Source organism: Methylobacterium sp. P5_C11, from assembly GCF_054049775.1.
In genome coordinates, this window is the sequence record NZ_JBFULS010000015.1 from 56,088 (window position 1) to 82,811 (window position 26,724).

General features: G+C 69.8%; 27 protein-coding genes and 1 pseudogene. 11 read left to right on the forward strand and 17 right to left on the reverse strand.

Annotated features, from left to right (window positions below; all coding sequences use genetic code 11):
* Window positions 1–15 precede the first annotated feature (15 nt).
* Entirely contained in the window at window positions 16–3,492 is a 3,477-nt protein-coding gene (locus ACXJKQ_RS10700; RefSeq protein WP_457105734.1) for an AAA family ATPase, read from the forward strand.
* Between the two features lie 295 nt (window positions 3,493–3,787).
* Here the strand turns inward: ACXJKQ_RS10700 and ACXJKQ_RS10705 are convergent, their stop codons facing one another.
* The 5 genes from ACXJKQ_RS10705 to ACXJKQ_RS10725 form a co-directional block, all read right to left on the reverse strand.
* Window positions 3,788–5,290, reverse strand: a complete 1,503-nt coding sequence (locus tag ACXJKQ_RS10705; RefSeq protein WP_457105735.1) for a carboxypeptidase M32 — start codon at window positions 5,288–5,290, stop codon at window positions 3,788–3,790.
* A gap of 44 nt (window positions 5,291–5,334) precedes the next feature.
* Window positions 5,335–7,137, reverse strand: a complete 1,803-nt coding sequence (locus ACXJKQ_RS10710) for an ATP-binding cassette domain-containing protein (protein WP_457105736.1) — start codon at window positions 7,135–7,137, stop codon at window positions 5,335–5,337.
* A 67-nt stretch (window positions 7,138–7,204) separates the two neighbouring features.
* On the reverse strand, window positions 7,205–7,441 hold the full coding sequence (locus tag ACXJKQ_RS10715; RefSeq protein ID WP_457105737.1) for a hypothetical protein: 237 nt from the start codon (window positions 7,439–7,441) through the stop codon (window positions 7,205–7,207).
* Between the two features lie 80 nt (window positions 7,442–7,521).
* Window positions 7,522–7,836 (reverse strand): polyhydroxyalkanoic acid system family protein, encoded by a 315-nt coding sequence (locus tag ACXJKQ_RS10720; protein ID WP_457105738.1) that lies wholly within the window; start codon window positions 7,834–7,836, stop codon window positions 7,522–7,524.
* 123 nt (window positions 7,837–7,959) lie between these two features.
* Window positions 7,960–8,310, reverse strand: a complete 351-nt coding sequence (locus ACXJKQ_RS10725; RefSeq protein ID WP_457105739.1) for a septal ring lytic transglycosylase RlpA family protein — start codon at window positions 8,308–8,310, stop codon at window positions 7,960–7,962.
* Window positions 8,311–8,895: 585 nt separating this feature from the next.
* Between ACXJKQ_RS10725 and ACXJKQ_RS10730 the strand changes: the two genes are divergently transcribed.
* Complete coding sequence (locus tag ACXJKQ_RS10730; RefSeq protein ID WP_457105740.1) at window positions 8,896–10,086, forward strand: DNA methyltransferase; 1,191 nt, start codon at window positions 8,896–8,898, stop codon at window positions 10,084–10,086.
* A 106-nt stretch (window positions 10,087–10,192) separates the two neighbouring features.
* Here ACXJKQ_RS10730 and mutY read toward each other — a convergent pair whose 3' ends face one another.
* Complete coding sequence (gene mutY / locus ACXJKQ_RS10735; RefSeq protein WP_457105741.1) at window positions 10,193–11,536, reverse strand: A/G-specific adenine glycosylase; 1,344 nt, start codon at window positions 11,534–11,536, stop codon at window positions 10,193–10,195.
* Window positions 11,537–11,669: 133 nt separating this feature from the next.
* Here mutY and ACXJKQ_RS10740 point away from each other — a divergent pair, with 133 nt between their 5' ends.
* The 7 genes from ACXJKQ_RS10740 (at window position 11,670) to ACXJKQ_RS10770 (ending at window position 15,810) form a co-directional block, all read left to right on the forward strand.
* Window positions 11,670–12,152: a DUF721 domain-containing protein gene (locus ACXJKQ_RS10740; RefSeq protein ID WP_457105742.1), complete on the forward strand. Its 483-nt coding sequence runs from the start codon at window positions 11,670–11,672 to the stop codon at window positions 12,150–12,152.
* Window positions 12,153–12,241: 89 nt separating this feature from the next.
* A complete protein-coding gene (locus ACXJKQ_RS10745; RefSeq protein ID WP_457105743.1) occupies window positions 12,242–12,886 on the forward strand; it encodes a DsbA family protein in 645 nt (214 codons plus the stop codon).
* Between the two features lie 191 nt (window positions 12,887–13,077).
* Window positions 13,078–13,452 carry an AtpZ/AtpI family protein gene (locus tag ACXJKQ_RS10750; RefSeq protein ID WP_457105744.1) on the forward strand — a complete coding sequence of 125 codons (375 nt, stop codon included), beginning with the start codon at window positions 13,078–13,080 and terminating at the stop codon, window positions 13,450–13,452.
* A gap of 74 nt (window positions 13,453–13,526) precedes the next feature.
* Window positions 13,527–14,282, forward strand: a complete 756-nt coding sequence (locus ACXJKQ_RS10755) for a F0F1 ATP synthase subunit A (RefSeq protein ID WP_457105745.1) — start codon at window positions 13,527–13,529, stop codon at window positions 14,280–14,282.
* 75 nt (window positions 14,283–14,357) lie between these two features.
* Window positions 14,358–14,585 carry a F0F1 ATP synthase subunit C gene (locus ACXJKQ_RS10760; RefSeq protein WP_007566773.1) on the forward strand — a complete coding sequence of 76 codons (228 nt, stop codon included), beginning with the start codon at window positions 14,358–14,360 and terminating at the stop codon, window positions 14,583–14,585.
* Between the two features lie 144 nt (window positions 14,586–14,729).
* Complete coding sequence (locus ACXJKQ_RS10765; protein WP_457105746.1) at window positions 14,730–15,308, forward strand: F0F1 ATP synthase subunit B family protein; 579 nt, start codon at window positions 14,730–14,732, stop codon at window positions 15,306–15,308.
* A 16-nt stretch (window positions 15,309–15,324) separates the two neighbouring features.
* Window positions 15,325–15,810: a F0F1 ATP synthase subunit B family protein gene (locus ACXJKQ_RS10770; RefSeq protein ID WP_457105772.1), complete on the forward strand. Its 486-nt coding sequence runs from the start codon at window positions 15,325–15,327 to the stop codon at window positions 15,808–15,810.
* A 456-nt stretch (window positions 15,811–16,266) separates the two neighbouring features.
* On the opposite strand, the pseudogene ACXJKQ_RS10775 reads toward ACXJKQ_RS10770, so the two are convergent.
* The 3 genes and pseudogenes from ACXJKQ_RS10775 to ACXJKQ_RS10785 form a co-directional block, all read right to left on the reverse strand.
* A pseudogene (locus tag ACXJKQ_RS10775) lies at window positions 16,267–16,494 on the reverse strand (transposase); the annotation flags it as partial.
* Between the two features lie 471 nt (window positions 16,495–16,965).
* Entirely contained in the window at window positions 16,966–17,835 is an 870-nt protein-coding gene (locus ACXJKQ_RS10780) for a formate/nitrite transporter family protein (protein ID WP_457105747.1), read from the reverse strand.
* 46 nt (window positions 17,836–17,881) lie between these two features.
* Entirely contained in the window at window positions 17,882–18,622 is a 741-nt protein-coding gene (locus tag ACXJKQ_RS10785) for a competence/damage-inducible protein A (RefSeq protein ID WP_457105748.1), read from the reverse strand.
* A gap of 77 nt (window positions 18,623–18,699) precedes the next feature.
* Between ACXJKQ_RS10785 and sfsA the strand changes: the two genes are divergently transcribed.
* Window positions 18,700–19,413: a DNA/RNA nuclease SfsA gene (sfsA, locus tag ACXJKQ_RS10790; protein WP_457105749.1), complete on the forward strand. Its 714-nt coding sequence runs from the start codon at window positions 18,700–18,702 to the stop codon at window positions 19,411–19,413.
* On the opposite strand, the gene ACXJKQ_RS10795 is transcribed toward sfsA, so the two are convergent.
* Entirely contained in the window at window positions 19,400–20,242 is an 843-nt protein-coding gene (locus ACXJKQ_RS10795; protein WP_457105750.1) for an FkbM family methyltransferase, read from the reverse strand. The two genes, sfsA and ACXJKQ_RS10795, sit on opposite strands and share 14 nt — an antisense overlap.
* A gap of 116 nt (window positions 20,243–20,358) precedes the next feature.
* Between ACXJKQ_RS10795 and ACXJKQ_RS10800 the strand changes: the two genes are divergently transcribed.
* Window positions 20,359–21,123: an alpha/beta fold hydrolase gene (locus ACXJKQ_RS10800; protein WP_457105751.1), complete on the forward strand. Its 765-nt coding sequence runs from the start codon at window positions 20,359–20,361 to the stop codon at window positions 21,121–21,123.
* A 4-nt stretch (window positions 21,124–21,127) separates the two neighbouring features.
* Here the strand turns inward: ACXJKQ_RS10800 and ACXJKQ_RS10805 are convergent, their stop codons facing one another.
* The 7 genes from ACXJKQ_RS10805 to ACXJKQ_RS10835 form a co-directional block, all read right to left on the reverse strand.
* Entirely contained in the window at window positions 21,128–21,889 is a 762-nt protein-coding gene (locus ACXJKQ_RS10805) for an ABC transporter permease (RefSeq protein WP_457105773.1), read from the reverse strand.
* A 14-nt stretch (window positions 21,890–21,903) separates the two neighbouring features.
* The gene (locus tag ACXJKQ_RS10810) at window positions 21,904–22,848 is read right to left on the reverse strand and encodes an ABC transporter ATP-binding protein (protein ID WP_457105752.1); all 945 of its coding nucleotides are present in this window, start codon (window positions 22,846–22,848) and stop codon (window positions 21,904–21,906) included.
* Between the two features lie 174 nt (window positions 22,849–23,022).
* Window positions 23,023–23,274, reverse strand: coding sequence for a hypothetical protein (locus tag ACXJKQ_RS10815; RefSeq protein WP_457105753.1), 252 nt, complete (start codon window positions 23,272–23,274; stop codon window positions 23,023–23,025).
* A 382-nt stretch (window positions 23,275–23,656) separates the two neighbouring features.
* The gene (locus tag ACXJKQ_RS10820) at window positions 23,657–23,968 is read right to left on the reverse strand and encodes a hypothetical protein (protein WP_457105754.1); all 312 of its coding nucleotides are present in this window, start codon (window positions 23,966–23,968) and stop codon (window positions 23,657–23,659) included.
* A gap of 291 nt (window positions 23,969–24,259) precedes the next feature.
* The gene (locus tag ACXJKQ_RS10825) at window positions 24,260–24,559 is read right to left on the reverse strand and encodes a hypothetical protein (RefSeq protein ID WP_457105755.1); all 300 of its coding nucleotides are present in this window, start codon (window positions 24,557–24,559) and stop codon (window positions 24,260–24,262) included.
* A 295-nt stretch (window positions 24,560–24,854) separates the two neighbouring features.
* The gene (locus tag ACXJKQ_RS10830; protein ID WP_457105756.1) at window positions 24,855–25,238 is read right to left on the reverse strand and encodes an SUF system Fe-S cluster assembly protein; all 384 of its coding nucleotides are present in this window, start codon (window positions 25,236–25,238) and stop codon (window positions 24,855–24,857) included.
* A gap of 51 nt (window positions 25,239–25,289) precedes the next feature.
* Window positions 25,290–26,534 carry a cysteine desulfurase gene (locus tag ACXJKQ_RS10835; protein WP_457105757.1) on the reverse strand — a complete coding sequence of 415 codons (1,245 nt, stop codon included), beginning with the start codon at window positions 26,532–26,534 and terminating at the stop codon, window positions 25,290–25,292.
* Window positions 26,535–26,724 lie beyond the last annotated feature (190 nt).

The window sequence follows — 26,724 nt, forward strand, 5'->3', positions numbered from 1 at the left end:
GCCTATGGATGCCCGATGCGCCTGATCCGCCTCGCCCTGGAGCGCTACGGCGCCTTCACGGACCGCACCGTCGAATTCCGGCCGGACGCGCGCCTGCACGTGGTGCTCGGCGCCAACGAGGCCGGCAAGAGCACCGCCCTGGCGGCGGTCACCGACCTGCTGTTCGGTTTCGAGAAGTCCACCCGCTACGCGTTCCTGCACGACATGCCGCAGCTCCGCCTCGGCGCGGCGATCGGCGCCGCCGACGGCCGCCGCCTGTCCTTCCGCCGCCGGAAGGGCAACAGCCGGACCCTCATCGACGCCGCCGACGCGCCGCTCGCCGACGATGCCCTCGCCCCGTTCCTCGGTGGCCTGTCCCGGACGGTGTTCTGCCGGGCCTTCGGCCTCGACGCGGCGAGCCTCCGGGCCGGGGGGCGCGAGATGGTCGACGTCGAGGGCGAGGTCGGCGCCAGCCTGTTCGCGGCGGGCTCGGGCCTGCGCGGACTCACCGAGCTGCAGACCACCCTCGACGCCGAGGCCGACGCCATCTTCGCGCCGCGCCAAGCCAAGCACCGCACCTTCTACCAGGCACTGGAGCGCCACGAGAACGCCCGCCGTGCGGTCCGCGAGAAAGGCCTGCGCGCCGGCGACTGGCGGGCGCTGAACGACGAGATCACCGCGGCCGCCGCGCAGCTCGAGGCGCTGCGGGCCGAACAGAAGGCGATCGCGGTCGCGCGCGCCCGATTGGAGCGGCTGAAGCGCGTCCGTCCGATCATCGCCGAGATCGACGCGCTGGGCGCGCGCATCGCCGCCGAGGCCGACCTCGTGGACGTGGACCCCGCCTGGATCGCCCGTCTCGGCGCCGCCCTCGACGCCTGCCGCGCCGCCGAGGCCGAGGCGGCGCGGACGGCTTTGGCGCGGGACCGGGCGCGCAGTGAGGCCGAGTCGGTGTCGGTCGAGCCGGGCTTGACGCACCGGGCGGACGAGATCCTGGCGGCGTTCAGCGGCACCCGGGAATTCGAGAAGGGGGCCACCGACCTGCCGCGGATCGAGGGCGACGCCCACAAGGTCGGCCTGGATCTGGAACGGCTGCGCGCCCGGATCGGCGTGCCCGATCTCGCGGCGCTGGAGGTCCGGCAGCCACCGGACGCCGCCCGTGCCCGGATCGAGCGCCTGATCCGCGAGGCGCGGACCCTGGCGGCCGCGGAGGACCAGCTCGCCCGCGACCTGACTGCCGCACGCGCCGAGCGGGAGCGGCTGGCCAGGGCCGTGGAGGCTGCCGACGCGACCCGGGATCCGACGCCCCTGCGGGAGGCCCTGAAGCCCCTCGCCCGCCTGCACGAGCGGATCGCCGCCCACGAGACCCTCGACGCCACGATCCGCCGGGAGACGGCGCTGCTGCGCAATCAGGCCGGGCGTCTGTCGGCCCCCGTCGCCGACCTTGCCGCCCTTGTCCGGACGCCCCTGCCCGGCCCCGACACGGTGGCGCGCTACCGGCAGAGTCTCGATACCAAGACCCGCGAGCACGAGCGGGCCGCCGACCGTCGCGACGCGACCCTCCGGCAGGTCGCCGCTACCCGGGCGCGGCTGCGCGAGCGCGAGGCCGGCCGACCCGTCGCCACCCGGGAGCGGCTCGACGCGGTGCGGGCGACCCGTGACGCGGCCTTCGTGCCCCTCCGGGACGCCCTCGCGGCCGGCCGCGCGGCCGCCATCGCCGAGATCGCGGCCTTCGAGCGGGCTCTGCTCGAGGCGGACCGCATCGCGGACGATCGGGCCGCCGACGCCGCCCGGGTCGCCGCCCATGCGGCCGATCTCGAGCGCCTCGCCGCCGAGGAGGCCGAGGCCCGCGAGGCCGATGCCATCCTCGCCGGGCTCGCCGCCGAGATCGCCGCGGGCGAGGCGGCCTGGCGGGAGGCGTGGCGGCCGGCCGGGCTCGTGCCCGGTCCGCCGGCCGAGATGGCGGCATGGCTCGCCGAAGTGGAGAACCTGATCGAGGCCGAGCAGCGCCTCGCGGAGCAGCGGATCGAAGCGGATCGTCTCCGGATTCGGATCGAGGCGGCCCGCGCACCCCTGGCCGATCTGCGCGTCCGCTCCGGGCTCGACGCGGCGCCGGATCTGGAGGTCGCCGCCGCCCTGGAAAGCCTGGAGGCGCGGGTCGCCGCCCTGGCGAGCCGCTGGGAGGCCCATCTTCAGACCGGCGGCTCGCTGCGCGCTGCCGAGGCCGCCGCCGAGCGGCTGGAGGCGGCGCTCGTCGCGGCCGAGTCCCGCCGCGCCGCATGGCAGACCGAATGGGCGGCCGCGATGCTGTCCCTCGGACTGGACGGCACGGCGCGACCCGAGGAGGCCGAAGGTGCCCTGGAAGCTTGGCGCACCGTGCCGGACCGCCTGGCAGAGCGCGCCGCGCTGCTGCGCCGGTCGGCCGGGATCCGCCGGGACATGGAGGGGTTCCGGGCGACCGCTGCCGCCCTCGTCGGAGACCTGGCGCCCGACCTCGCGGACGCGACGCCCGCCGGTGCGATCCGCACCCTGCACGGCCGGCTCGTCGCCGCACAGGCCCGCGAGGCCCGGCGGGCCGAGCTGGATCGCCGCCGCGACGAGGCCGAGACGGCCCATGGCGGTGCCGCCGACCTCCGTGACGCGGCCCGGACGGCGCTCGGAAGGCTGGTCGCGGGAGCGCTGCCGGACCTCGCCGAGGCCGCAGTGACCGACATCGAGATCCTGTTCGCCCGCTTGAGCGCCCGGGAGCAGCTGCGCGCCGAGCATCTGCGGCTCCGCGGCAGCCTCGCGGGCGCTGCCGACGGCGTGCCCGAAGCCGAGCTGCGCGATAGTCTCGCGACGCTGGCGTCGGAGGCCATCGAGGCGGAGCTGGCGCGGCTCGCGCTGGAGGCCGACGAACAGGCGGAGCGCGGTCAGGTGATCTTCGCCGACCGCGACCGCGCCGAGCGGCGCCGGGCAGAGCTGGAAGGCGGCACCGGCGCCGAACTGGCGTTGGCCGATCGTAAGGCCGCAGAGGCGGATCTCCAGACGGCGGCCCGGTCCTGGGCGGTGCTGCGCCTCGCCGGGCTGATGCTGGGGCAGGCGGTGGCCCGCCACCGGGCCGGGCAGCAGGATCCGCTGGTGGCCCGGGCGGGGGCGCTGTTCGCCGCCCTCACCGGCGGCGCGTTCTCCGGGCTCGCCCAGACCTACGACGAGGCCGACACGCCCAAGCTCGCCGGCCAGCGCGCCGGGGGCGGCACAGTGACGATCGAGGGCATGAGCGAGGGCACCCGGGACCAGCTCTACCTGGCCCTGCGGCTGGCCTACCTGGAGGATTACGCCGGGCGCGCCGAGCCGGCGCCGTTCATCGGCGACGACCTGTTCTCGACCTTCGACGAGACGCGGACCGGCTTCGGGCTGGATGCTCTGGCGGAGATCGGCGCCACGGTGCAGCCGATCCTGTTCACCCACCACCGCCACGTGGCCGACATCGCCCGGACGCGGCTGGGGGACGCGGTCGACATCGTGGCGCTGTAGGGACCGTGTCTCCGCGGAAGCGCGCCGCGATGGTCGCGCGCGGCGTCGGAGGAGCGGCAATCGGCTCCGCATCTCCCCCTCGCCCTCGCGTGCAGGAGGCAGGAGTGGGGATGGCGCGGACGGCGCCGACCCGTTCAATCCGGCACTACCCTGCCTCCAACTCGGACCCGCAAGGGGGAGGAGCGAGCGTCACGGCCCGCGAAGTTTGAACAGCGGCGACCGTTGCGGAAAAAGAGAGGCGGAGCCCGCCCTCGGTTTCCTCCCGGGCAGACGTACCAGTCTGCCGGGGCTCCCTTCACGCCCCGAGATACCGCGCCTCCAGATGCGCCCGGAACGCGTCCGTGCCGAGCGGCGCGCCCGTGGCGCGGGTCAGCAGCGTGTCGGTCTCAAGCAGGCTGCCGACTTCGTGCACGTTCGCGCGCAGCCACGTCCGCAGGGGCGCGAAATCGCCCTGCGCGAGGCAGTCCGGCAGCGCCGGATCGGACGCCCGGGCGGCGCGGAACAGCTGTGCCGCCGCCAGGGCGCCGAGCGTGTAGGTCGGGAAGTAGCCGAAGGCCCCGCTCGGCCAGTGGATGTCCTGCAGGCAGCCGACCCGGTCGTCCGGCACGGTCAGGCCGAGGAGCTCGCGCAGGCCGTCGTTGAACGCGCCCGGCAGGTCGCGCACCGCGAGGTCACCGGCGATCATCGCGGTCTCCAGCCGGTAGCGCAGGAGGATGTGGGCCGGGTAGGTCGCCTCGTCGGCATCCACACGGATGAAGCCCGGGGCGACCCGGGTGTTGAGCGCGTGCAGGTTCTCCGACGACCATTCCGGCCCCGACCGCCCGAATGCCTCGCACAGGAGCGGCGCCAGGAAGGTGAAGAACGGCCGGCTCCGGCACGCCTGCATCTCCACGATGAGCGACTGGCTCTCGTGCAGGCTCATTCCCCGGGCCGAGCCCACCGGCTGGTTCCGCCACGAAGCCGGGCGGCCCTGCTCGTAGAGGGCGTGGCCGGTCTCGTGCAGGACGCCCATCAGGGCGCGGCCGAAATCGGCCGCGTCGTAGCGGGTGGTGATCCGGACGTCGTCGGTGGCGCCGCCGCAGAACGGGTGCAGGCTGATGTCGAGGCGGCCGCGGCTGAAGTCGAAGCCGACCGCCTCCATCAGCTTCAAGCCGAGGTCACGCTGCACCGCCACGTCGAAGGGGCCGTCGAGCGGCAGCGGCGCCGGCCGCGACGCCTGAAGCTCCCGGGCGCGGGCGATCAGCGCCGGCAGCCAACCCGTCAGATCCGCGAAGAGCGGGTCGATCGCGGCACGGCGCATGCCGGGATCGTAGCTGTCGAGGAGCGCGTCGTAGGGATCGAGCCCGAGGGCCGCGCCCTTCGCCTGCCCGATCTCCCGCTGGAGTCGCAGCACCTCGGCGAGATGCGGTTCCAGCTTGGCGAAATCCGAGTCCCGCCGCGCCTCGCGCCAGACCATCTCGGAGCGCGAGACGGCCCGCGAGCTGGCCTCGACGAGGTCGCGGGGGACGGCCGTGGCGTGCGCCTGCGCGCGACGCATCTCCCGCAGGTTGGCGGCCGCCCAGGGATCGAGGCCCGCATCGGAGGTCCCAGCCCGCTCGGCCGCGTCGAGGTCCTCGGCCGTCGCGGGGGCCGTCAGCATCTCGTGGGCGAGACCGCGCAGGATCGCGAGTTGGTCGCCCCGCGCCTCCGCGGCGCCGTCCGGCATCAGGGTCTGCGCGTCCCAGCCGAGGATCCCGGCCGCGCCTTCGAGAGCGGCGAGGCGCGCGAAGCGCTGTTCGAGGGTCTGATAGGCGCTCATGCGTTCTCCGGTGCGGTCTCGTCTCGCAGGATGCGCGGCGGCATTCAGCCCGCCTGCAGCATCTCCAGCTCCAGCCAGCGATCCTCCGCCTGCGACAGCTCGGTTTCGGCCTGGGCCAGCATGGCCGAGGCCTTGTCGAAGCGGGCGGGGTCGCGGGCGTAGAGGTCGGGGTCGGCCAGAATCGCTTTCAACTGCCCGATCGCGGCCTCGAGCTTCTCGATGCGGGCCGGGAGCGTCTTCAGCTCGTGCTGATCCTTGAACCCGAGCTTGGGCTTTCCGGCCGGTTGGGCCGCCGGCGCGGAGGTCCGCTCCCGCGGCTCCCTGGCTTTCGGGGCGACGCTCCGCGCCTCGACGCCCTGCCCCCGCTGGACCAGCATGTCGCTGTAGCCGCCGGCATACTCGACCCAGCGGCCGGATCCCTCGGACACCAGCACGCTGCCGGCCACGCGGTCCAGGAAGTCGCGGTCGTGGCTCACCAGGATCAGCGTGCCCTGGTAGTCGCCCAACATCTCCTGCAGCAGGTCGAGGGTCTCCAGGTCGAGGTCGTTGGTGGGCTCGTCGAGCACCAGGAGATTGGCCGGCTGGGCCAGCGCCCGGGCGATCAGCAACCGGTTGCGCTCGCCGCCGGACAGCACCGAGACCGGCGTGCGCGCCTGCTCGGGGGCGAACAGGAAGTCCTTGAGATAGCCGATCACATGCCGGCTCTGGCCGTTGACGATGACGCTGTCGCCGCGTCCGCCGGTGAGCACGTCGGTCACGGTCATGCCCGGCTCCAGAACGGCCCGGGCCTGGTCGAGCACCACCGGGAGCAGGTTGGTGCCCAGCACGACCTGTCCGGAATCCGGCGCGAGCCGGCCCATCAGCAGATTGATCAGCGTGCTCTTTCCGGCGCCGTTCGCCCCGACGATGCCGAGCCGGTCACCGCGCATCACCCGAAGGGACAGGCCGTCGACGATCGTCCGGTCACCATAGCGTTTCCCGATGTCGCGGGCCTCGACCACGAGGCTGCCCGAGGATTCCGCGTCGGAGGCCTGCATGCTGACGCTGCCCACCGGGCGGCGCACCTCGCGGCGGTCCTGGCGCAACGCGTGCAGATTGCCGAGGCGGCGGACATTGCGCTTGCGCCGGGCGGTGACGCCGTAGCGCAGCCAGTGCTCCTCGGCGACGATCTTGCGGTCGAGCTTGTGCTGCTCCCGCTCCTCCTCCTCGAAGAAGGCGTCGCGCCATGCCTCGAAACTGGAGAAGCCCTGGTCGATCCGCCGGGTCTCGCCGCGGTCGAGCCAGATCGTCGCCCGCGACAGGGCCGAGAGGAAGCGCCGGTCGTGGCTGATCAGTACGAGGGCCGCGCGGGTCCCCTTCAGCTCCGCTTCGAGCCACTCGATCGCCGGCAGGTCGAGGTGGTTGGTGGGCTCGTCGAGGAGCAGCACGTCGGGTTCGGGGGCGAGCGCCTGGGCGAGCGCGGTGCGCCGCCCCTCGCCGCCCGACAGCGTGCCCGGATCCTCGGTGCCGGTGAGCCCCAGGCTTTCCAGCAGGTAGCGGGCGCGGTGAGTGGATTCGCCCGGCGGCAGGCCCGCCTCGACGAAATCGAGGGTGGTGGCGAAGCCCGAGAAATCGGGTTCCTGGGCGAGATAGCGGATCGTGGTACCGGGCTGGATGAAGCGCCGGCCCCTGTCGGGCTCGACCAAGCCCGCGGCGATCTTCATCAGCGTCGACTTGCCGGACCCGTTCCGGCCGACGAGGCAGGTCCGCTCGCCCGGCGCGATGGCGAGGTCTGCGCGGGTGATCAGCGGCGTGCCGCCGAAAGTCAGCGCGACGTCCTGGAGGGTGAGAAGCGGGGGAGCGGCCATGGGCGGGGCTTATGGCAGCGCGGGGCGGCCTGTTCAAACGGTCCCGCCCCGCGCGACCCGCGCCCGTTCAGGCAATCGGATTGGCCGGCCCTGTGGGCGGGCTGATCTCCGGCACGCCCGGATCGCTGACCGGAATCTCGGGGGGCTGGATGCCGGGCGACTCGGTCGGGCTGTTCCCGGGAATTTCCGGACCGGGCGGCTGCGTCGGCGCCTGGGGCGGATCGTAGGGGCGGTCCGGCACCGGAGCCGGCTGCGGCGGCACCTCGGGGACCTGCCCCGGATCGGCGAGGGTGAAGTCGGGCACCGTTATCCTCCGCGAGACCGACGGTGCGAACCCGCACCGGTCCGGCGGAAACAAGGCCCGGCCGATCCGGTTCCGGGCTCCTACTTCTTGGTCAACAGGAGGTTGCCCTCCTTGCTCGCCACCTTCTGGATCTTCTCGGCGAACAGGGCGAGCAGGAACGGCAGCTTCACCTCCAGCCGCACGCTCTCAGCACCCACGTCGATCGTGCCGGCGATCTTCTGCGCCATGGCGGATACGCCGAAATCGAGCCGGTCGCCCGTCCAGGCGAGCTGATCCACCGCGATGCCGCTCTTGGCCAGGAACGCCCGCGCCTGCTCGGTCCCCTGTTCCAGGCGCCGCTTGGCCTCGTCGCGGCCGAGGTCATGCGGGATGTCGACGATGAGGGGCTTGGGCATGGGCGGCTGATCCGGGGCTGAACCCGGCAGCAGATGGGGCCTCAGGGCGCGGCAGACAACGCCCGGGCCGCCCCCGCCCTCTCGGGACGAGGGCGGCCGGGCACCGCATGATGCTCGATTGGCTCAGTGCACGACCTGCAGCGACACGTAGGTCGTGCCGCCCATGCCCAGGGCGCGGGCAGAGCCGCGCGACAGATCGATGATGCGGCCGCGCACGAAGGGACCGCGGTCGTTGATGCGCACCACGACCGAACGGCCGGTCCGCTTGTTCTCGACGCGGACGCGCGTGCCGAAGGGCAGACTGCGATGGGCGGCGGTCAGTCCGTTGGGGTTGAAATGCTCACCGTTTGCGGTGCGATGGCCGCTCCCGTACCAGGAGGCCGCTCCGCTCTGCGCGGCGGCTGGGAGGCTTGTTCCGACGACGGTGGACAGCATTCCAAGCGAGACAACGAGCTTTCCGAAACCAAACGACATTCTCGACGCATTCCCTGTGTTGTTGTCGGGGCGGCGCCAGTCGTGTCGGAAGTCGGCCGGATTATGGCGGGATTTTTTGGTCGGACGACGTCACATTTTGGTCCTTTTTTTCCTGGTCATTCTGAATACATGGGCGTTTGTTACAGTTTATTTCCGCTCTTGTTGCCAGCTGTGCATCGGTCCGTCGTCGCATGTATTTCGCAAGATCTGCGCGTGCCGGCTTATGGAGGCGGTGAATAGGCCGAATTTCCTGAGGTCTGCACTGACGGTGACCCTGCATCCCGCTGAGGTGGACGCGCGACGCGCGGTCGGGCCACCGGCGGCGATGATTGTCATGCCTGGCTGTTTGGGAAGGACAGTCTGCCGGAGTGCCCGGGTGTGCGCAGACGAACCCGCGTCCCGTGGCGTGCGGCCTGTCTAGAGCGCGACGGTAACCGTCGTTTAATCTGTCCGAACACTGCCCGGCCGCGTGATCGGCAAAATCTGCAGCCCCAGAACGGGACGCCCGGCGGCCGAATCCGACAACGCGACCTTTACCGTATCCGGGGCATGGTCTGCCGGTCAGTCGCGTAACCGGTGTTTGCCATGGCTTCCCCGCGTACCGTGGCTGCCGACGCCGTCGCCCGGAAACAGGTCTCGCGTGCCGGGCGGCCCGCGTTGGCGCCACGGATGGGTCTCGTACCCGCCCAGCGTTCTCTGCCCCTCGACCAGGTTCTCGTCGGGGATTGCATTGCGGCAATGAACGCCCTTCCGGCGTCGAGCGTCGACTGCGTGTTCGCCGACCCGCCCTACAACCTCCAGCTCGGTGAGGCCGGCCTCCTGCGCCCGGACCAGAGCCGCGTCGACGCGGTCGACGACGACTGGGACAAGTTCGCCACCTTCGAGGCCTACGACGCCTTCACCCGGGACTGGCTCGCCGCCTGTCGCCGCGTGATGAAGCCGAACGCGACCCTCTGGGTGATCGGGTCATACCACAACATCTTCCGGGTCGGGAGCGCGTTGCAGGATCTCGGTTACTGGATCCTCAACGATATCGTCTGGCGCAAGGCCAACCCGATGCCGAACTTCCGCGGCAAGCGCTTCACCAATGCCCACGAGACCCTGATCTGGGCCTCGCGCTCGGCGGAATCCAAGGGCTACACGTTCCATTACGAGGCGCTGAAGGGGGGGAACGAGGACCTCCAGATGCGCTCGGACTGGTTCATCCCCCTCTGCACCGGCGACGAGCGGCTGAAGGATTCGGACGGCCGCAAGGTCCACCCGACCCAGAAGCCCGAGGCGCTGCTCGCCCGGACGCTGCTGGCCGCAACCAATCCCGGCGACGTTGTGCTCGACCCGTTCTTCGGCACCGGCACCACCGGCGCCGTCGCCAAGCGCCTCGGGCGACGGTTCATCGGCATCGAGCGCGAGGCCACCTACGCCGAGGCGGCGCGTGCACGGATCGCGGGTGTCGAGACCCTGTCGAAGGCCGCCCTGATGGTGGCGCCGACCAAGCGGGCCGAGCCGCGGGTACCGTTCCTCTCGGTGATCGAGGCGGGTCATATCCGGCCGGGCGAGACCGTGACCGACGAGCGCCGCCGGTTCCGCGCCACGGTGCGCCCGGACGGCCAACTCGACAACGGCCTCGTCATCGGCTCGATCCACAAGATCGGTGCCCTGGTCCAGGGCCTGCCGGCCTGCAACGGCTGGACCTTCTGGCATGTCGAGCGCGGCGGCAGGCCGGTGGTGATCGACAGCTATCGGGCCGGCCTCCGGCAGGCGATGGCGAACGGCTGACATCCGCTCCAGTTTTGCGAGCCGAGCGAAGCAACCCAGTCGGCGCCACGCCTGTCGGTGTCGCGCTGCCCTGGGTCGCGTCGCTCCGCTGGCGATGACGGTGGTGCTACCGCTTCCGGGCCGGCCCCGTCCGCCGGGCCGACGATCGGGCACGCGCCGGAGCAACCGGTTGCTCCACCTCCCCCTCGAGCAGATCGTCCGCCTCGGGTGGCGGCGGGGGTGCCGGCTTAGGCCGCGGCTTGGGTACGGCCCGGACGCTCGGGCGCGGCTCGGGATCCGGCATCGAGACAGGGGCCTCCATCGCGGCCAACAGCGGCATCGGCGGCGGCTCCTTTCGGGGACGGCCCCGCGACTTCTTCTCGGGCTCCGGCTTCGGGTCGAAGGCGTGGGCCAGGACCTTCCGCATCAGGCCGGGCAGCGGCTCCGCGTCGAGGGCGCTGCCCGGCGTGAAGCGCATGCCGGCGGGCGCCGGCGTCGACAGGGCCACCCGCGCCGCGAACACCGTCAGTTCCAGCGGGAAATGCGTGAAGCCGTGGCGCACGAGCCCCGGAACCCGCTTCCAGCGGGCGTCGAGGGGGGCGTCCAGCAGCGCGGCCGCCAGATCGTAGCCCGGCTCCCAGGCGCTGCCCGGAGGCTCGGCCATGTTGCCGAGCAGGCCCTCGGGTGCCCGCGTCCGCAACAGCACCGCCTCATCGCCGCTGCGGATCGCGACGAAGGCCGCGCCGCGCCGGAGCGCCCCCTTGGCGACCCTGATCTTGCGCGGGAAGGTCTCCTGGGTGCCCAGCGCCCGGGCTCGGCAGGGCGCCATCCAGGGGCAGAGCGCGCAGGCGGGACGCTTGGGCGTGCAGATCGTTGCGCCGAGATCCATGAGCGCCTGGGCGAAGTCGCCCGGCCTGTCGTCGGGTACCAGCGCCTGGGTCAGGCGGCGGATCTCCGGCCGGCTGCCCGGCAGCGGCGCGTCAATCGCATAGGCCCGGCTCAGGACGCGTTCGACGTTGCCGTCGACGGCGGCCTCCGGCCGGTCGAAGGCGATCGCTGCGATCGCGCCCGCCGTGTAGGCGCCGATCCCCGGGAGCTTGCGCAGTCCTTCGGCCGTGTCCGGAAACCGCCCGCCGCCCGCCGCGACCGCCCTCGCGCAGGCATGGAGATTGCGCGCACGGGAATAGTAGCCGAGGCCGGCCCAGGCCGCCATCACGGCCTCATCGGGGGCCTCGGCCAAGGCGAAGACGTCGGGGAAACGAGTCAGGAAGCGCTCGAAATACGGCTTCACCGCCGCGATCGTCGTCTGCTGCAGCATGACCTCGGAGAGCCAGACCCGGTAGGGATTGGGCACCTCACCGGCGCGCGAACGCCAGGGCAGCACGCGCCGATGCCGGTCGTACCAGGCGAGCAGGTCTACGGCGCTCGGTCCGGGACCGGGCTCGGGATCCGTGGCGGTGCGAAGCGGCATGAGCAGGTCGACAGGGGTCGCGCTGCATAGCCGGTGCCCCGCTTCGATCATAGGGCGGCGAAAGCGCGGCTGCGTCCTCCCTTCGTCAACCATCCTGCGCTAACCTGCGCGGATCCACAGGGCCGGAACCACCATGGCGCGCGTCAAACCGCTGGCCGAACTGATCGAGGGTTGCATCGGGCCCGCCTTCGCGGCGCAAGGCTTCGCCTCGACCGACATCCTGGCCGCTTGGCCGGAGATCGTCGGCGAGCGGCTCGCGCGCTATTGCCGGCCCTCGAAGCTCGAATGGCCGAGGCGCCGCCGGAAGGAGGCCGACGCCCCCGAATCCGGGACGTTGGTGGTGCGCGTGGAGGGTGTCTTCGCCCTCGAACTGCAGCACCTCGCCCCCGTGGTGATCCAGCGGATCAACGCCCATTACGGCTGGGCCTGCGTCTCCCGCATCGTGCTGCAGCAGGACCGGGTCGGGCGCCTCGGGCGCACCCCGTCGCGCGCCCGCATCGATCCGGCCGCCGCCAGCGAAGTCCAGCGCGCCGTGGCGGGGATCGCCGATGACGGCCTGCGCGCCGCCCTCGACCGACTCGGCACCGCCGCCGTGGCGACGCGCCCGGAGCGGTGAGCAGTCGATTCGGTCACCTTGCCAGGACGGTCGCGCCCGAGTACCCGCATCCGGACGCCATGAGTGTTCAATCCGGCGGAGCCTGCCCGATGACGACGCGACGCGACGCTCTCAAGTTTTCCGGCCTCGCCCTCGGCGCCGGCCTCGCCCTGCCCTACCTCTCGCGCGGCGCCCAGGCGCAGGGCACCGACATGGCCGCGCTGCTCCAGCCCGGCCCGCTGGGCGATGTCTGGCTCGGCCCGGCGGATGCCAAATGCACGATCATCGAGTATGCCTCGATGACCTGCTCGCATTGCGCCGCCTTCCACCGGACCACATGGCCGACGCTGAAGGAGCGCTACATCGACACCGGCAAGGTGCGGTTCACGCTCCGCGAGTTCCCCCTGGACCCCCTCGCCACCGCGGCCTTCATGCTGGCGCGCTGCGAGGGCGATGCCAAATATTATCCGATCACCGACCTGCTGTTCGACCAGCAGCCGGCCTGGGCCTTCACCCCGAAGCCGGTGGATGCCCTGGAGCAGATGCTGCGGCAGGCCGGCTACAACAAGCAGACCTTCGAGGCCTGCCTGAAGGACCAGAAGGTCTACGGCGCGGTCAATGCCGTGAAGCAGCGCGGCCTCGACGTGTTCAAGGTCGATTCCACGCCGACCTTCTTCATCAACGGCGAGCGCTACACCGGCGAGATGACCGTCGAGGGCATGGAGAAGGTGATCAAGCCGCTCATCGGTGCCTGATCGCCCACTCGCAGCCTCGTGAGAAGCGCGGTTGCGGCGCCGCGCTCGAAGCTGAAATACCAACTCAAAATCAAAGACTTACCGTGTATGGGGCTCGCCTTGACACTCAAGATAGGCGAAACTATGGTGCGCCCCGCTTGCTGGGGGTGTCCAGCCGGTTCCAGATCCTCCCGCCCGATGAGCTTTGAGCCGTGAACGGCGACGACCCGAGGGACGGGAAAGGGACCGAGCAGACGCCGACGGACAGCGAACTCTCCGCGAGGCTCAGACGTCTCGAGACGCAGATCGAACGGAAGCGGCCGCAGGCTGCTCCCGATCCTTCCACGCGCCCTCGGAACGGCGGGCCATCCTCGCTGGGCCAGGCCATGACGATCTCCACGGAGTTCGTTGCGGGCGTGATCGCGGGGGGCGTACTCGGCTGGATCGTCGATCATGTCTTCGGGACGAAGCCCTGGGGTCTGATCGTCCTCCTGATGCTGGGGTTCGTGGCGGGGATCTACAACGTGATGCGGGTGTCGGGTTTCGCCGGCGCGCGTCCGGGACGGCGCGATCGGCAGGAGCCATAAGGCGCGCCGATCGGTAGGGAATGTGGGGCGGCCGACATCCGTCGGCGCGCCGGACAAGAAGGGCGGAAGCGGGAATGGCGGTCACGATCGACCCGATCGAGCAGTTCGAGCTGAAGCCGCTCGTCTCGCTCGGCCATATCGGCCATCAGCAACTCGCGTTCACGCAATCCGCCCTCTACATGTTCGCCGCCGTCGGCGTGATCGCGCTGATCACCATCGTGGCGACCGCCTCGCGCTCGGTGGTGCCGGGCCGCATGCAGTCGCTGGCCGAGATCTTCTACGAATTCATCGCCGACACGCTGCACCAAGCCACCGGCGACGGCGGCAAGCGGTTCATGCCGCTGGTGTTCTCGCTGTTCATGTTCGTGCTGATCCTGAACCTGTTCGGCATGATCCCCTACGCCTTCGCGGTGACCAGCCACCTGATCGTCACCTTCGGTCTCGCCGCCCTCGTGATCTCCACCGTAGTGATCTTCGGCGTGATGAAGCACGGCACCCACTTCTTCGGCCTTTTCGTGCCGTCGGGCGTGCCGAAGGTGCTGCTGGCGATCCTGGTGCCGATCGAGATCATCTCGTTCATCTCGCGCCCGATCAGCCTGTCGGTCCGTCTGTTCGCCAACATGCTGGCCGGACACATCGCGATGAAGATCTTCGCGTTCTTCGTGGTCCAGCTTCTTCTCGCGGGTGCATGGAGCGTGCTATCGCCGCTTCCGCTGTTCCTGACGATCGCGCTGACCGCTCTCGAATTCCTCGTTGCGGCGCTTCAGGCCTACGTCTTCGCGACGCTGACGGCGATCTACCTGAACGACGCCCTTCACCCCGGCCACTAGTCACCAGACCTGGCCGGCTCCACCCGCCGCAAACGTCACTGCACGTTTCGATCTGAAGAGACCTCAGGAGTTACCATGGATCCCGTCGCTGCGAAGTACATCGGCGCCGGCCTCGCTTGCCTCGGCATGGCGGGTGCGGGCATCGGCCTCGGCAACCTGTTCGGTCAGTTCCTTGCCGGCGCCCTTCGCAACCCCTCCGCGGCCGACGGCCAGCGCGCCACGCTGCTCCTGGGCTTCGCCCTCACCGAGGCGCTCGGCATCTTCTCGCTGCTGATCGCCCTGCTGCTGCTCTTCGCCGTCTGATCGGCGCCGGAGGCCGCGGTTCCCGCGGTCTCCAACGGGTGTCCGACACCCGACGAACGGGTGGGCGCTCCCTGACGGGGCGTCCGCCTTCTTCGGTCACCGCGCCGCGGTGACCTACGCGAACGGTGTCAGTGTAGCGGTCTCATGGCGCAGCCCAACCCCCTCACCACGCCGCCTCCGGGCGCCGACACGCAGATCGTGCCGGGCCATACCGAGCACTCGGAAGCGCATACGGGCGCGTTCCCGCCCTTCGAGAGCTCCGGGTTCCTGTCGCAGCTGATCTGGCTCGCCCTGGCCTTCGGGCTGCTCTACTACCTGATGGACAAGATCGCGCTGCCGCGGATCCAGTCGATCCTGCACGCCCGCGCCGAGCGCCTTCGGGCCGACCTGGATCAAGCGCAGGCGATGAAGGCCGAGGCGGATGCCGCCGGCGTGGCCTTCGAAACCGCTCTTCGGGACGCCCAGGGCAAGGCGCGCGACATCGCTCAGACCACCCGGGGCGAACTGGCCGCCGAGGCCGAGGTCAAGCGCAAGGCGCTGGAGGAGGAGCTGAACGCCAAGCTCGCCGCCTCCGAAGCGACCATCCGCTCCCGGACCGAGGCCGCCATGGGCAACGTCCGCTCGATCGCGGGCGAGGCCGCGTCGGCGATCGTCGAGCGTCTGACCGGTCAGGTCCCCGACCGGGTGACCCTCGACCGCGCCCTCGACGCCACCGCACACTAGACGGGATCCCACGATGCTGCTCGAAGCCGAATTCTGGGTCGCCGTTGCGTTCGTCATCTTCATGGGCATCGCCTGGAAGGCCGGCGGCTTCTCGGCGATGACCAAAGGCCTGGACGGCCGCGCCAGCCGTGTCCGTCACGAACTCGACGAGGCCAAGCGCCTCCGCGAGGAGGCGGCTGCCGTCCTCGCCGACTACAAGCGCCGCCGCGCCGAGGCCGAGAAGGAGGCCGAGTCGATCGTCGCCAGCGCCCGCGAGGAGGCCAAGCGCGCCGCCGAGGAGGGTCATCGGAAGCTCGACGACTTCCTCGCCCGCCGCACGAAGGCCGCCGAGACCAAGATCGCCCAGGCCGAAGCTCAGGCCGAAGCCCAGGTCCGCGCCGCCGCCGCGGAAGCGGCCGTGAAGGTGTCGGAGACGATCCTGCGCGAGCGGATGCAGGGCGAGGCCGCTCAAGGTCTGATCCGTTCGAGCCTCGGCGAGGTCCGGACCCGCATGCGATCCTGATCCGGACGCTCCGACGCATCGAGAAGCCGCCTCCGGGCGGCTTTTTCTTTGGCCATTATACCGTTCGCACAGACGCCTCAGCGAGGCTTCGCGGCTGGCGAAACGATTGCCAATTTCTGATCTGCGTAACAAACGGCGTTCAGGACCGTTGACCTAGATCGTCAGCAACCGAACCGTAGGCGCTGACGGCCGAGAGAGACGTGCGCTCCCGCTTACAAGCTTGGAGCGCAACCATGCCCTTCGTTATTTCAGGCAAGGGGCCGGACGGTCTCCGCTCGGTCACGCGGACATCGCCGGCAAGTGCAATCGTGCTCGCTATGGAATGGAGCGCGGAAGGCGTTGAAGGCGTCCAAATCACGCCGCCTGACCAAGCGCCCCGATGCTTCAGGGTCTTCCAGAGGCAGCATTACGGGGCCTCGCTACCGGCTTCAGCATGGCATCAAAACCAACCTCGTCCTAGCTAGCCCCAGCCCCACGCAGCGCGAAACAATAGATATCGTGCGGGATGGCCGGTCGGTGCCTGTTTCGCCGTTGAGGGAGCACGCGAGGGCGGAACGTGTGCACGAAGTCCAACTCCGCGAGATAGCGGTGGAGGTGCTGCTTGCCGCAATGTGGGTAGATGCCCCTCATGCTATGTTTCAACATGGAGGAGTGGCCCACAACGGTGTTCGTGTGGACGATGCCGCGGACCGCTTCCTGGTGCCCTCAGCGGTCTTCTGGGATTAGTGAAGGTGACGCCGACCGTCGCGTCAGATGTCGGACCCGTCCGTGTGGGCGCGCTTCCTTGACGATGTCGGCCGCGATGATCGGCCGGATCGTCGCAGGCTTTATGTCGGCTACCACGTCAGTGCTTTCCAGCTTGACGGACGCTGCGGCTTCGTCGCGGAGGAAGGCTGCGGACAAGGCGGACATCGGGCCAGCTCCTTGATGAAGAAGCGAGGCCGTCAGGCCGGATGTGGTGACGAGAGAAGAGCTTTTTCTTTCAGCGTCGCCATGGTGTGGACTGGAACGTCGGATGCATCCCCGATCCTGGAGGGCGCGAGCGCCGGGTCCGCCCGTGACATACGAAGACCGTTCAGGCTCGTGTGCTGCAGGTCCGGGATGACCCGGACTGTCCGGTCGGCTCGCCCCTGCGCGTCGACGGGCGCCTCCGCCTCAATCGGGCCGCTCGCCCTCCACCGCCTTGGTCTCCTCCACCTCCGGAGCCACCTGACCGTAGTTCAGCACCGCCACCAGGGTTGCGCCGCCGAACAGGTTTCCCAGCAGCGTCGGCAGGAAGAACTTCAGCCCGTAATCGGCCATCGAAGCCGCGCCGGTGACGACGAGGTAGAACGCCTCCACGGAGCCGGCGACGATGTGCGCGAGGCTGCAGAGCGCCACGAGCCACGTCATCAACAGGATCACGAAGGGGGCGGCGCTGCCGGTGGCCGGAAGGAACCAGACCATCAGGGCGACCATCCAGCCGGCGAACACCGCCTTGACGAACGTCGCCCAGAACGGGTGCGCGATGGCGTCGTGGCTGATCGCGGCGAAGGCCTTGAGCACCGGCGGCTCGAAGGCGCCGGCGTGCGCCAGAACCGTCGCGATGGCGAGCGTGCCGAGGATGTTCCCGGACAGGACGATGGCCCAGAGCCGTATGACCCGCAGGGCCGTCTTCACCGAGCGGTCGTGCAGCAGCGGCAGGATCGGCGTGATGGTGTTCTCGGTGAACAGCTGCTGCCGACCCAGCACGACGACCAGGAACCCGACCGCGTAGCCCATCGAACTCACGATCTTCGCCCAGTCGGTCTCGGGCAGGTGGCTCCGCAGGACGCCCGGCACGATCAGCGACAGGGCGATGCTCAGACCGGCCGCGAAGGCCGACAGGAACAGCGCGACCCCGTGGCGCCGCAGTTCCTCGTCGCCCTCGAGGCGGATGACCTCGTGCAGCACGTAGGCGTCCGGTCGCCCGATCTCGGAGACTTCCTTCAGCAACTCGTCGCGCCGGACCTCCGGATCAGCCCGCTTGTCCTTGTCCCGAACCATCCACTCAGCCTCGCTACACCACTCGATCCGAACGGATGTCCGTCACTCAGGCCGACAGCCGTCCCACCAGGGCTTCGACCGCGCTCCGCGCCTTCGCGAGCGCCTCCGCGTCGCGGCTGCGCACCACGATCCGGTTGCGGAACCCCTCCGGCGTGATGGCCGGGTACGAGCCGATGGAGACCGACGGGTGCGCCTTGGCGATCGCGCCGAGTTCGCCCGCGTAGGTGCCCTCGGCCACGCCGGCGGCCTCGATCGTCTCGGACAGCATCGCGTCCCCACCCTTCAGGGTCGGCGCGATCGAATCGAGCATGGCCTGCATGATGCTCGGGACGCCGGCCATGACGTGGACGTTCCCGATCCGGAAGCCGGGTGCCTTCGAGACCGGGTTGGCGATCAGGTCGGCCCCGAACGGAATCCGCGCCATGCGCAGGCGCGCCGCGTTGAGATCCTCCGGCTTGTGTCGCTCCAGCAGCATCGCCCGGGCGCGCTCATCGACATCGATGCCGACCCCGAAGGCTTCGGCCACGCAATCGGCCGTGATGTCGTCGTGGGTCGGGCCGATCCCGCCGGTGGTGAACAGGTAGGTGTAGTGGGCGCGCAGCGCGTTGACCGCCTCGACGATCATGGCGGCCTCGTCGGGCACGATCCGCACCTCCCGCAGGTCGATCCCGGCGGCGGTGAGAAAGTCGGCGATCGTGCCGATGTTCTTGTCCTTGGTGCGACCGGAGAGGATCTCATCGCCGATGACGAGGATCGCGGCGGTGACGGAATCGGAGGGCTGGGTCATGGAACTCTGGCGTCGGGCTGGTCTCGCAGGCAGATAGCGCGACCGCAGCCCACGACTACGCAAACCCCGAGGATCCGATGCAGTTCGCCGCGCCGCTCCTGCCCGGACGGCTCGTGCAGCGCTACAAGCGCTTCCTGGCCGACATCGATACCGATGACGGCCGGGTGACGGTCCATTGCCCGAACCCCGGGGCGATGCTCGGGTTGAACACGCCCGGGGCGCAGGTGCTGCTCTCCAGGTCGGGCAATCCGGCGCGGAAGCTGCCGCTGACCTGGGAACTCGTGGAGGCGGACCTGCCCGGCGGTGCGCAATGGGTCGGCGTCAACACAATGCGCCCGAACGCCCTCGTGGCCGAGGCCTTCCGGGCCGGCGCCATCGCGGCCCTCGCCGGTCACGACGTGCTGAAGCCGGAGGTTCGCTACGCGCAGGCGAGCCGGGTCGACTTCCTGGCGAGCGGCGCGGCCGAGGGCGGATGCCACGTCGAGGTCAAGAACTGCCACCTGATGCGCCAGGCCGGCCTCGCCGAGTTTCCGGACTGCAAGGCCGCCCGTAGCGCCCGGCACATGCGCGACCTCGCCCAGGTCGTGGCCGAGGGCGGCCGGGCGCTGGTGGTCATCGTCGTGCAGATGCAGGCCGAGGCCTTCGATGTCGCCCGGGACATCGACCCCGCCTTCGACCGGGCTTTCCGGGAGGCCCGGGCGGCGGGTGTGGCGGTCCACGCCTATCGATGCGCCGTCGGGCCGGAGGGCGTCGCCATCGCCGCGGAGATTCCGGTGATCACCCCGCCCTGACGTCGGGACGCTCGAACATCAGGTTCAGCCGCGACCGCGAGATCTCGCGGTAGCCATAGGTCGCAAGATGGGTCGGCAGGTCGAGCTGCCACTGCCCGCTGCCGTTCTCGATCAGCAGCATCCGCGGCAGCAGCGCCTCAGGCGCCTCGCGCAGGAACGGCTCCAGGATCAGGTCCTCCGCGCCCTCGACGTCGAGCTTGATCGCGTCGACCCGGCTCAGGCCTTCGCTGCGCAGGAGATCCAGCAGCGTGACCGCCGGGACGGTGATCCGCGCGCCTTCGTTGGTGCCGACGATGCGCAGGCTCGACTCGCCGCGGTTGCGGGGATCGATGAACAGGGTCAGCTCGCCGGCCTTGTCGGCCACCGCGCAGGCGACGGCCTTGACGGTGTGGAACGGGTTCTGGGCGATGTTGTAGGTCAGGCGGTCGAACACGTCGGGCTGCGGTTCGACGGCCACGATCCGGGCCGCCGGACCCGAGAACGCCGCGACGCATAGGGCGTAGGCGCCGATATTGGCGCCGATGTCGAGGAACACGCAGTCCTTCGGCAGGCGCGCCTGCAGCAGCGCCCGCTCCTCCGGATCGAAGAACTGCGGGGTGAACAGCACCTTCTTCTCGCAGTTGTTGTTGTAGGGATGCAGCCGCATCCGCGCCCCGTAACGGATCACGTCGAGGGGTTTGCCCCCCAGGCGCGAGATCGCGATCCGGCGCAGGAACAGCGCCAGGCGCCGCCCGTACCAGGATTCGGCGGGGATCCGGTTCGTGCGGCGGGTGATCGCCGCCACGAGGCCGGCCGGTTCGTAGGTGCCGTAGGGCTGCGTGTCCGTCATGACCGCCGCGGTTTGCCAGCCGGCGCTCCGCCCCGCAAGCGGATCGATCCGCGTTGCCCCGGCGCGCCCGCTTGGTCTAAGCCGTGGCCGAGCTTGATGAACACAGGGTGCCCGGCATGGAATCCTTCAATTCCGACGGCGTGCGGATCGCCTATATCGACGTGCCGCCTGCGGACGGAGGAGGCAAGCCGGTCCTGCTGATCCACGGCTTCGCGTCGAACCACGCGGTCAACTGGGTGAACACCCAGTGGGTCCGCGCGCTGACCCAGGCCGGCTACCGGGCGATCGCGCTGGACAATCGCGGCCACGGCGAGAGCGAGAAGCTCTACGACCCGGCCGCCTACAGCTCCGAAGCGATGGCGGGCGACGCGATCCGGCTCCTCGACCATCTCGGCATCGAACGCGCCCACGTCATGGGCTATTCGATGGGCGGCCGGATCACGGCCCACATCGCCCTGGACCACGCGGACCGGGTACGGTCGGCCCTGATCGGCGGCCTCGGCATGCATCTGGTCGAAGGCAAGGGACTGCCCTCCGGGATCGCCGAGGCGCTGGAGGCGCCGGCCGGGACGCCGGCGCCGAACCCGACGGCCGCCGCCTTCCGCACCTTCGCCGAGCAGACCCGCAGCGACCTGCGCGCCCTGGCGGCCTGCATGCGCGGCTCGCGCCAGACGCTCAGCCGGGCCGAACTCGGGCAGATCGAGGTTCCGGTGCTGGTCTCGGTCGGCACCCTCGACACCGTGGCGGGATCCGGTCCGGCTCTCGCCGCCCTGATGCCGGATGCGCGCGCCCTGGAGATCGAGGGCAAAGACCACTCCACGGCGGTCGGAGCCAAGCCGCATCGGGACGGCGTGCTGGCCTTCCTCGCCGCCCAGCCTTGAGCCTTCAGCTCTTCAGCCTGTAGCCCGTCCGGAAGATGTAGGTGACGAGGCCCAGGCACACGCACAGGAACAGGGCGGTCATGCCGAGGCTGATCGCGATGCTCACGTCGGCGCTGCCGAAGAATGCCCAGCGGAATCCGCTGATCAGGTAGACGACCGGGTTGAGCAGGCTCACCGCGTGCCAGAACGGCGGCAGCATGCCGATGGCGTAGAAGCTGCCGCCCAGGAAGGTCAGGGGCGTCACCACGAGGAGCGGCACCAGCTGAAGCTTCTCGAACCCGTCGGCCCAGAGCCCGATCACGAAGCCGAACAGGCTGAACGTCACCGCGGTGAGCAGCAGGAACCCGAGCATCCAGAAGGGATGGTCGATCCGCAGCGGTACGAACAGCGCCGAGGTCGCCAGGATGATCAGGCCGATCAGGATCGACTTGGAGGCCGCCGCGCCGACGAAGCCCAGCACCACCTCAAGAGGTGAGATCGGCGCCGAGAGGATCTCGTAGATCGTCCCGGCGAAGCGCGGGAAGTAGATGCCGAACGAGGCGTTGGAAATGCTCTGCGTGAGCAGCGACAGCATGATCAGGCCCGGCACGATGAACAGCCCGTAGGGCACGCCGTCCACGGCCGAGACCCGGGAGCCGATCGCGGCCCCGAACACCACGAAATACAGGGTTGTCGAGATCACCGGGGCGAGGATGCTCTGCCCTGCCGTGCGCCAGAAACGGCCCATCTCGAACAGGTAGATCGCCCGAACCGCCGGCCAGTTCATGCTGAAGGCCGCGCTCATGCCGGTACTCCTGACCGTGCGTCGTCCCCGCGGACGAGGCCGACGAAGATGTCCTCCAGGGAACTCTGCTCGGTGTGGAGGTCGTTGAAGCGGATGCCCGCCGCGGAGAGTCCGGTCAGCAGCCCGGTGATGCCGGTCCGCTCCGCCCGCGTGTCGTAGGTATAGATCAGCGCGTGTCCGTCCCCGGCAAGCGCCAGCTCGTAATCGGCAAGTTCCGACGGAACGGAAGCGATCGGCTGCTGGAGATGCAGGGTCAGCCGCTTGCGCCCGAGCTTGTGCATCAGCGCCGCCTTCTCCTCGACCAGGATGATCTCGCCGCGGCGGATCACGCCGATCCGGTCGGCCATCTCCTCGGCCTCCTCGATGTAGTGGGTGGTGAGGATCACCGTCACGCCCTGCTGGCGCAGCTCGCGCACGAGGCGCCACATGTCCTGGCGCAGCTCCACGTCGACCCCCGCAGTGGGCTCGTCGAGGAAGAGGATCCGGGGTTCGTGCGATAGGGCCTTGGCGATCAGGACGCGGCGCTTCATGCCGCCCGACAGGGTCATGAGCCGGCTGTCGCGCTTGTCCCACAGGGAGAGCGCCTTCAGGATGCGCTCGATGTGGCCGGGGTCTGGCCGCAGGCCGAACAGCCCCCGGGAGAAGCTCACCGTATTCACCACCGTCTCGAAGGCGTCGGTGGTCAGTTCCTGTGGCACGAGGCCGATGGCCCGGCGGGCGGCGCGGTAATCGCCGGCGATGTCATGACCGTCGACCAGCACGGTGCCGGAACTCGGCGTGACGATGCCGCAGACGATGTTGATCAGAGTCGACTTGCCGGCCCCGTTCGGGCCGAGGAGCGCGAAGATCTCGCCGCGCTCGATGGCGAGGTCGATGTCGCGCAGGGCGGTGAAACCGGACGTGTAGGTCTTCGACAGCTTCGAGATGGAGAGGATCGGCATCGGGGCCTGAAGCGAGTTGGGGCTTGCGCGGAGACGGCGACGGCGTTCCGGCTCCGGACATGCGGTGGGCCGACCGTGCGGGCCGCCTTCGGAAACGGAGGCCCCTATAGCATGCCGACATCGCGGCGCTCACAGAGCCCGCGTGCGCAACCGCACCGCGGGGGGCTTCGCCTCTCAGGCGCGACTGTAGCGCTCCGCCAGCACCACGCACGCCTTGCGGAGTTCCGGGTCCTCGATCCGCGAGAAGGCCGACAACAGGGCGGCACACTCGGAGGCGCTCGGGCCGTTGGGGCTCAGAGAGGCGGCCGGCCTTCGGAAGGTCGAGATCGGGATCTCCAGGGCCTCGGCAATCTGGCGCAGCAGCGATTCGCGCTCGCGCGCGGTTTTCGCCTTGCTGTCGAGATCGAATCCACCCGCGTCCGTCATGATTTCCCGGAAACCAATCCTTCAGCCGAGCGCGAAGGCGCTGGATGGCACACCCGCGCCGTCTAAACGGCGCGCGGCACGACCATCCACACTTTTTCGGCGGGTGCAACCTGCCGTTATGTTGCTGCCGCATCTCCGGGGTCTGCGGCCGGACCGGCCGCGAGGAGGCGCACCGGGCAATTGGCTGCCGGTGATCCGCTTTCCCTGGCGCAGGCCCCGAGCCCGCGCTTATTCGCCGCTGAAAAATACAATTGTCGGTAGCGCGAGATCGTCGCTTCTGAGCTGAGCCGTTCTCGATCGTGTCGCAACGGTTTGGACGCAGGGGGACTGCGGTCCAGGCAGCCGCGTCATGCCCCCTCTCCCAACCCAAGCGGGAACGGCGCTAGCCGACGCGTCGGAGCGTGGTGAGCGCGATCAGGCCGATCAGCGTCGCTGCGCCGAGAATGCGACGCCACGGATTCACGCCACGCAGGAGTTCGTCGGCCGCCCACCACGCCAGCGCGAGGTCGGCACCGAGCGACAGCCAGGACTCGACCGGTCCCCGCCCCTGCGCGAGCCAGGCCGCCAGGCTGAAGCCGGCGAACAGCCAGAGGGGCAGATTCGGCCATTGCGCGATGGTGATCGCGCCGGTCCTCCGGTCACGGAAGAGCCAATCGACGATCCGCCCGATGGTCGTGCTCGGGGTTGGAGACATGACGCGAACTTTCCTGGCGTCCGGTGGGGACGTGCGTGTCCGGGCCGAAACGGGGCGTACGCGCAGATCCCGATTTAACCAATTGGTAACTTTAGTAAATGGAAAGCGTCGGTAAATCCCTAACGGAACCTGAAAGGACTCGCGCAAAACCTGTCCTTTCGCTGATGATGCCTCATCGAAGCAGCGGCCAGCCAGCCAAACAACGCGGGGCGATCATGAGCGCACGTCTGGAAGACCTGAAGTTCATGCTGACGCTCAGCGCCGTCGTCCTGTTCGGAAGCGGCCTCGACATCATCCTGCGCTGATCGCTGCGGACAGTCCGTTGCGCAGGGTCGGGATGGCGCGCCCGAGCGCCGCACGGGCGGCCGATGGGCGCGCAGGTTCCGCGCTGCCGCGCGCGGGGTCGAACGGGATGGCGATGACGCGCGACGCAACGTCCGTGTGCGATCCGACGGCGCCGGTCGCCGGCATCTGTCCGGACCGAAGGAAGCTCCGCAACTCGGCGGACCGTGCCTGTCGTTCCGTCCGCATCCTGAGCACCGCGATCACGAGACCGACCAGCCCGACCAATTCCAGGAACGCCGCGACCACGTAGCCCGATGCCATCCGTTTCCACCAACCGTATCGAGGGAGAGGCCGCGGCTCGCAGCGGCTCCGATCGATCTGCGCGGTCGTGGTTAGCGGGGTCTTAACGGCTACGTAGATCGCCGCAGAACCGGACGGCGCGACGGTTCGCGCGGCGCCCGAAGTCCGCGCGCTAAACCGTTTCGAAGGCAGTGTAATATTTTCCGGGCAGGCCCCCGCGGGGGGCCGTCCCCGAGCGATCCTCGGAACGCCGTGACGCCATGGGCTTGCGGCCCCACGCACGGGTGGAGCCGCGGACGTCCTACCACATGTCCAGGGCGACGCGGGCCTCGTCCGACATCCGGCTCTGGTCCCACGGCGGATCGAACACCATGGTCACCGTGCAGGACTGGACACCGGCCACCGCGCCGACGGCGTTCTCGACCCAGCCCGGCATCTCGCCCGCCACCGGACAGCCAGGGGCCGTGAGGGTCATGTCGATGGCGACCTTTCGGTCGTCGTCGATGTCGACCTTGTAGATGAGGCCGAGTTCGTAGATGTCGGCCGGTATCTCGGGATCGTAGACGCTCTTGAGCGCGGCGACGATGTCGTCCGTCAGGCGGTCCATCTCCGCCTGCGGGATCGCGGAGGTGCCCGCGACGGCGGGGGCGTTCATGCCGCCCGTGATGGTGGCGTCGGTGGTCATCGCTTCACTCTCCCCGGTCCCGCGCGGGCGGGACCAGCTCCAACCAGACTATCAGGTGAACAGCATTTCTGCCCTGCCGAGGGCTTCGGCAAGGGCGTCGATCTCCGCCGTGGTGTTGTAGAGGCCGAACGAGGCCCGGCAGGTCGAGGTGACGCCGAAGCGGTTCAGCAGCGGCATGGCGCAATGCGTCCCAGCCCGCACCGCCACCCCCTGCCGGTCGATCACCGTTGCGATGTCGTGGGCATGGGTCCCCTTCATCTCGAAGGCGATCACGCCGCCCTTGCCGGCCGCGGTGCCGATCAGGCGCAGGGTATTCATCGCGCCGAGCCGTTCCTGCGCGTAGGCCGTGAGCTTCGCCTCGTGAGCCGCGATGGCCTCTCGTCCGAGGTTCATCATGTACTCGAGCGCCGCCCCGAGGCCGACGGCCTCGACGATCGCCGGGGTCCCGGCCTCGAACTTGTGCGGCGGGTCGTTGTAGGTGACCGCGTCCTCGCTCACCGTGCGGATCATTTCGCCCCCGCCTTGATAGGGCGGCAGGCGCTCCAGCCATTCCTTCTTGGCGTAGAGCACGCCGATCCCGGTCGGTCCGTAGACCTTATGGCCGGTGAAGACGAAGAAGTCGCAGTCCAGCGCCCGGACGTCGACGGGTTGATGCACGGCGCTCTGCGCACCGTCCAGCAGCACGGGGACGCCGTGGGCATGGGCGATCCGCACGATCTCCGCGGCGGGCGTCACCGTGCCGAGCACGTTCGACATGTGGGTGATCGCCACCATCTTGGTGCGCGGCGAGAACAGCTTCTCGTACTCCTCGACCAGGAAATTGCCCTGGTCGTCCACCGGCGCCCACTTGATCACCGCGCCGCGGCGCTCGCGCAGGAAGTGCCAGGGCACGATGTTGGAGTGGTGCTCCATGATCGAGAGGATGATCTCGTCCCCCTCCCCGATCATCCCGGCCCAGCCCATCGACGAGGCCACGAGGTTGTAGGCCTCCGTGGCGTTGCGCGTGAAGATGATCTCGTCCGTGGAGGCGGCGTTGAGGAACTGGCGCGTCGTTTCGCGGGCGCCCTCGAAGCCCTCGGTGGCGGCATTCGCCATGAAATGCAGGCCGCGGTGGACGTTGGCGTAGCCCGTCTCCATGCAGGCCACCATCGCGTCGATCACCTGACGGGGTTTCTGCGCCGAGGCCGCATTGTCGAGGTAGACCAGCGGCTTGCCGTAGACCTGCTGCGCCAGGATCGGGAAATCCTTGCGGATCGCCTCGACGTCGTAGGTGGGGGTGAGGACGGGTGCGTTCATGGTCGCGACCTTCGGAAGACTTCGCCGATCCCGGGAACAGCCCTCATCCTGAGGTGCCGGAGCGGAGCGGGGGGCTCCTCGGAGCCCCCCGGCTGGTGTTGCGGTGCCTGGCGCCCACCCTGGAGACCCGCTCCCGCGGGCGCCTCAGGATGGGAGTCAGGTCTGGAGAAGCGGCCGGTCACCGAGCGGG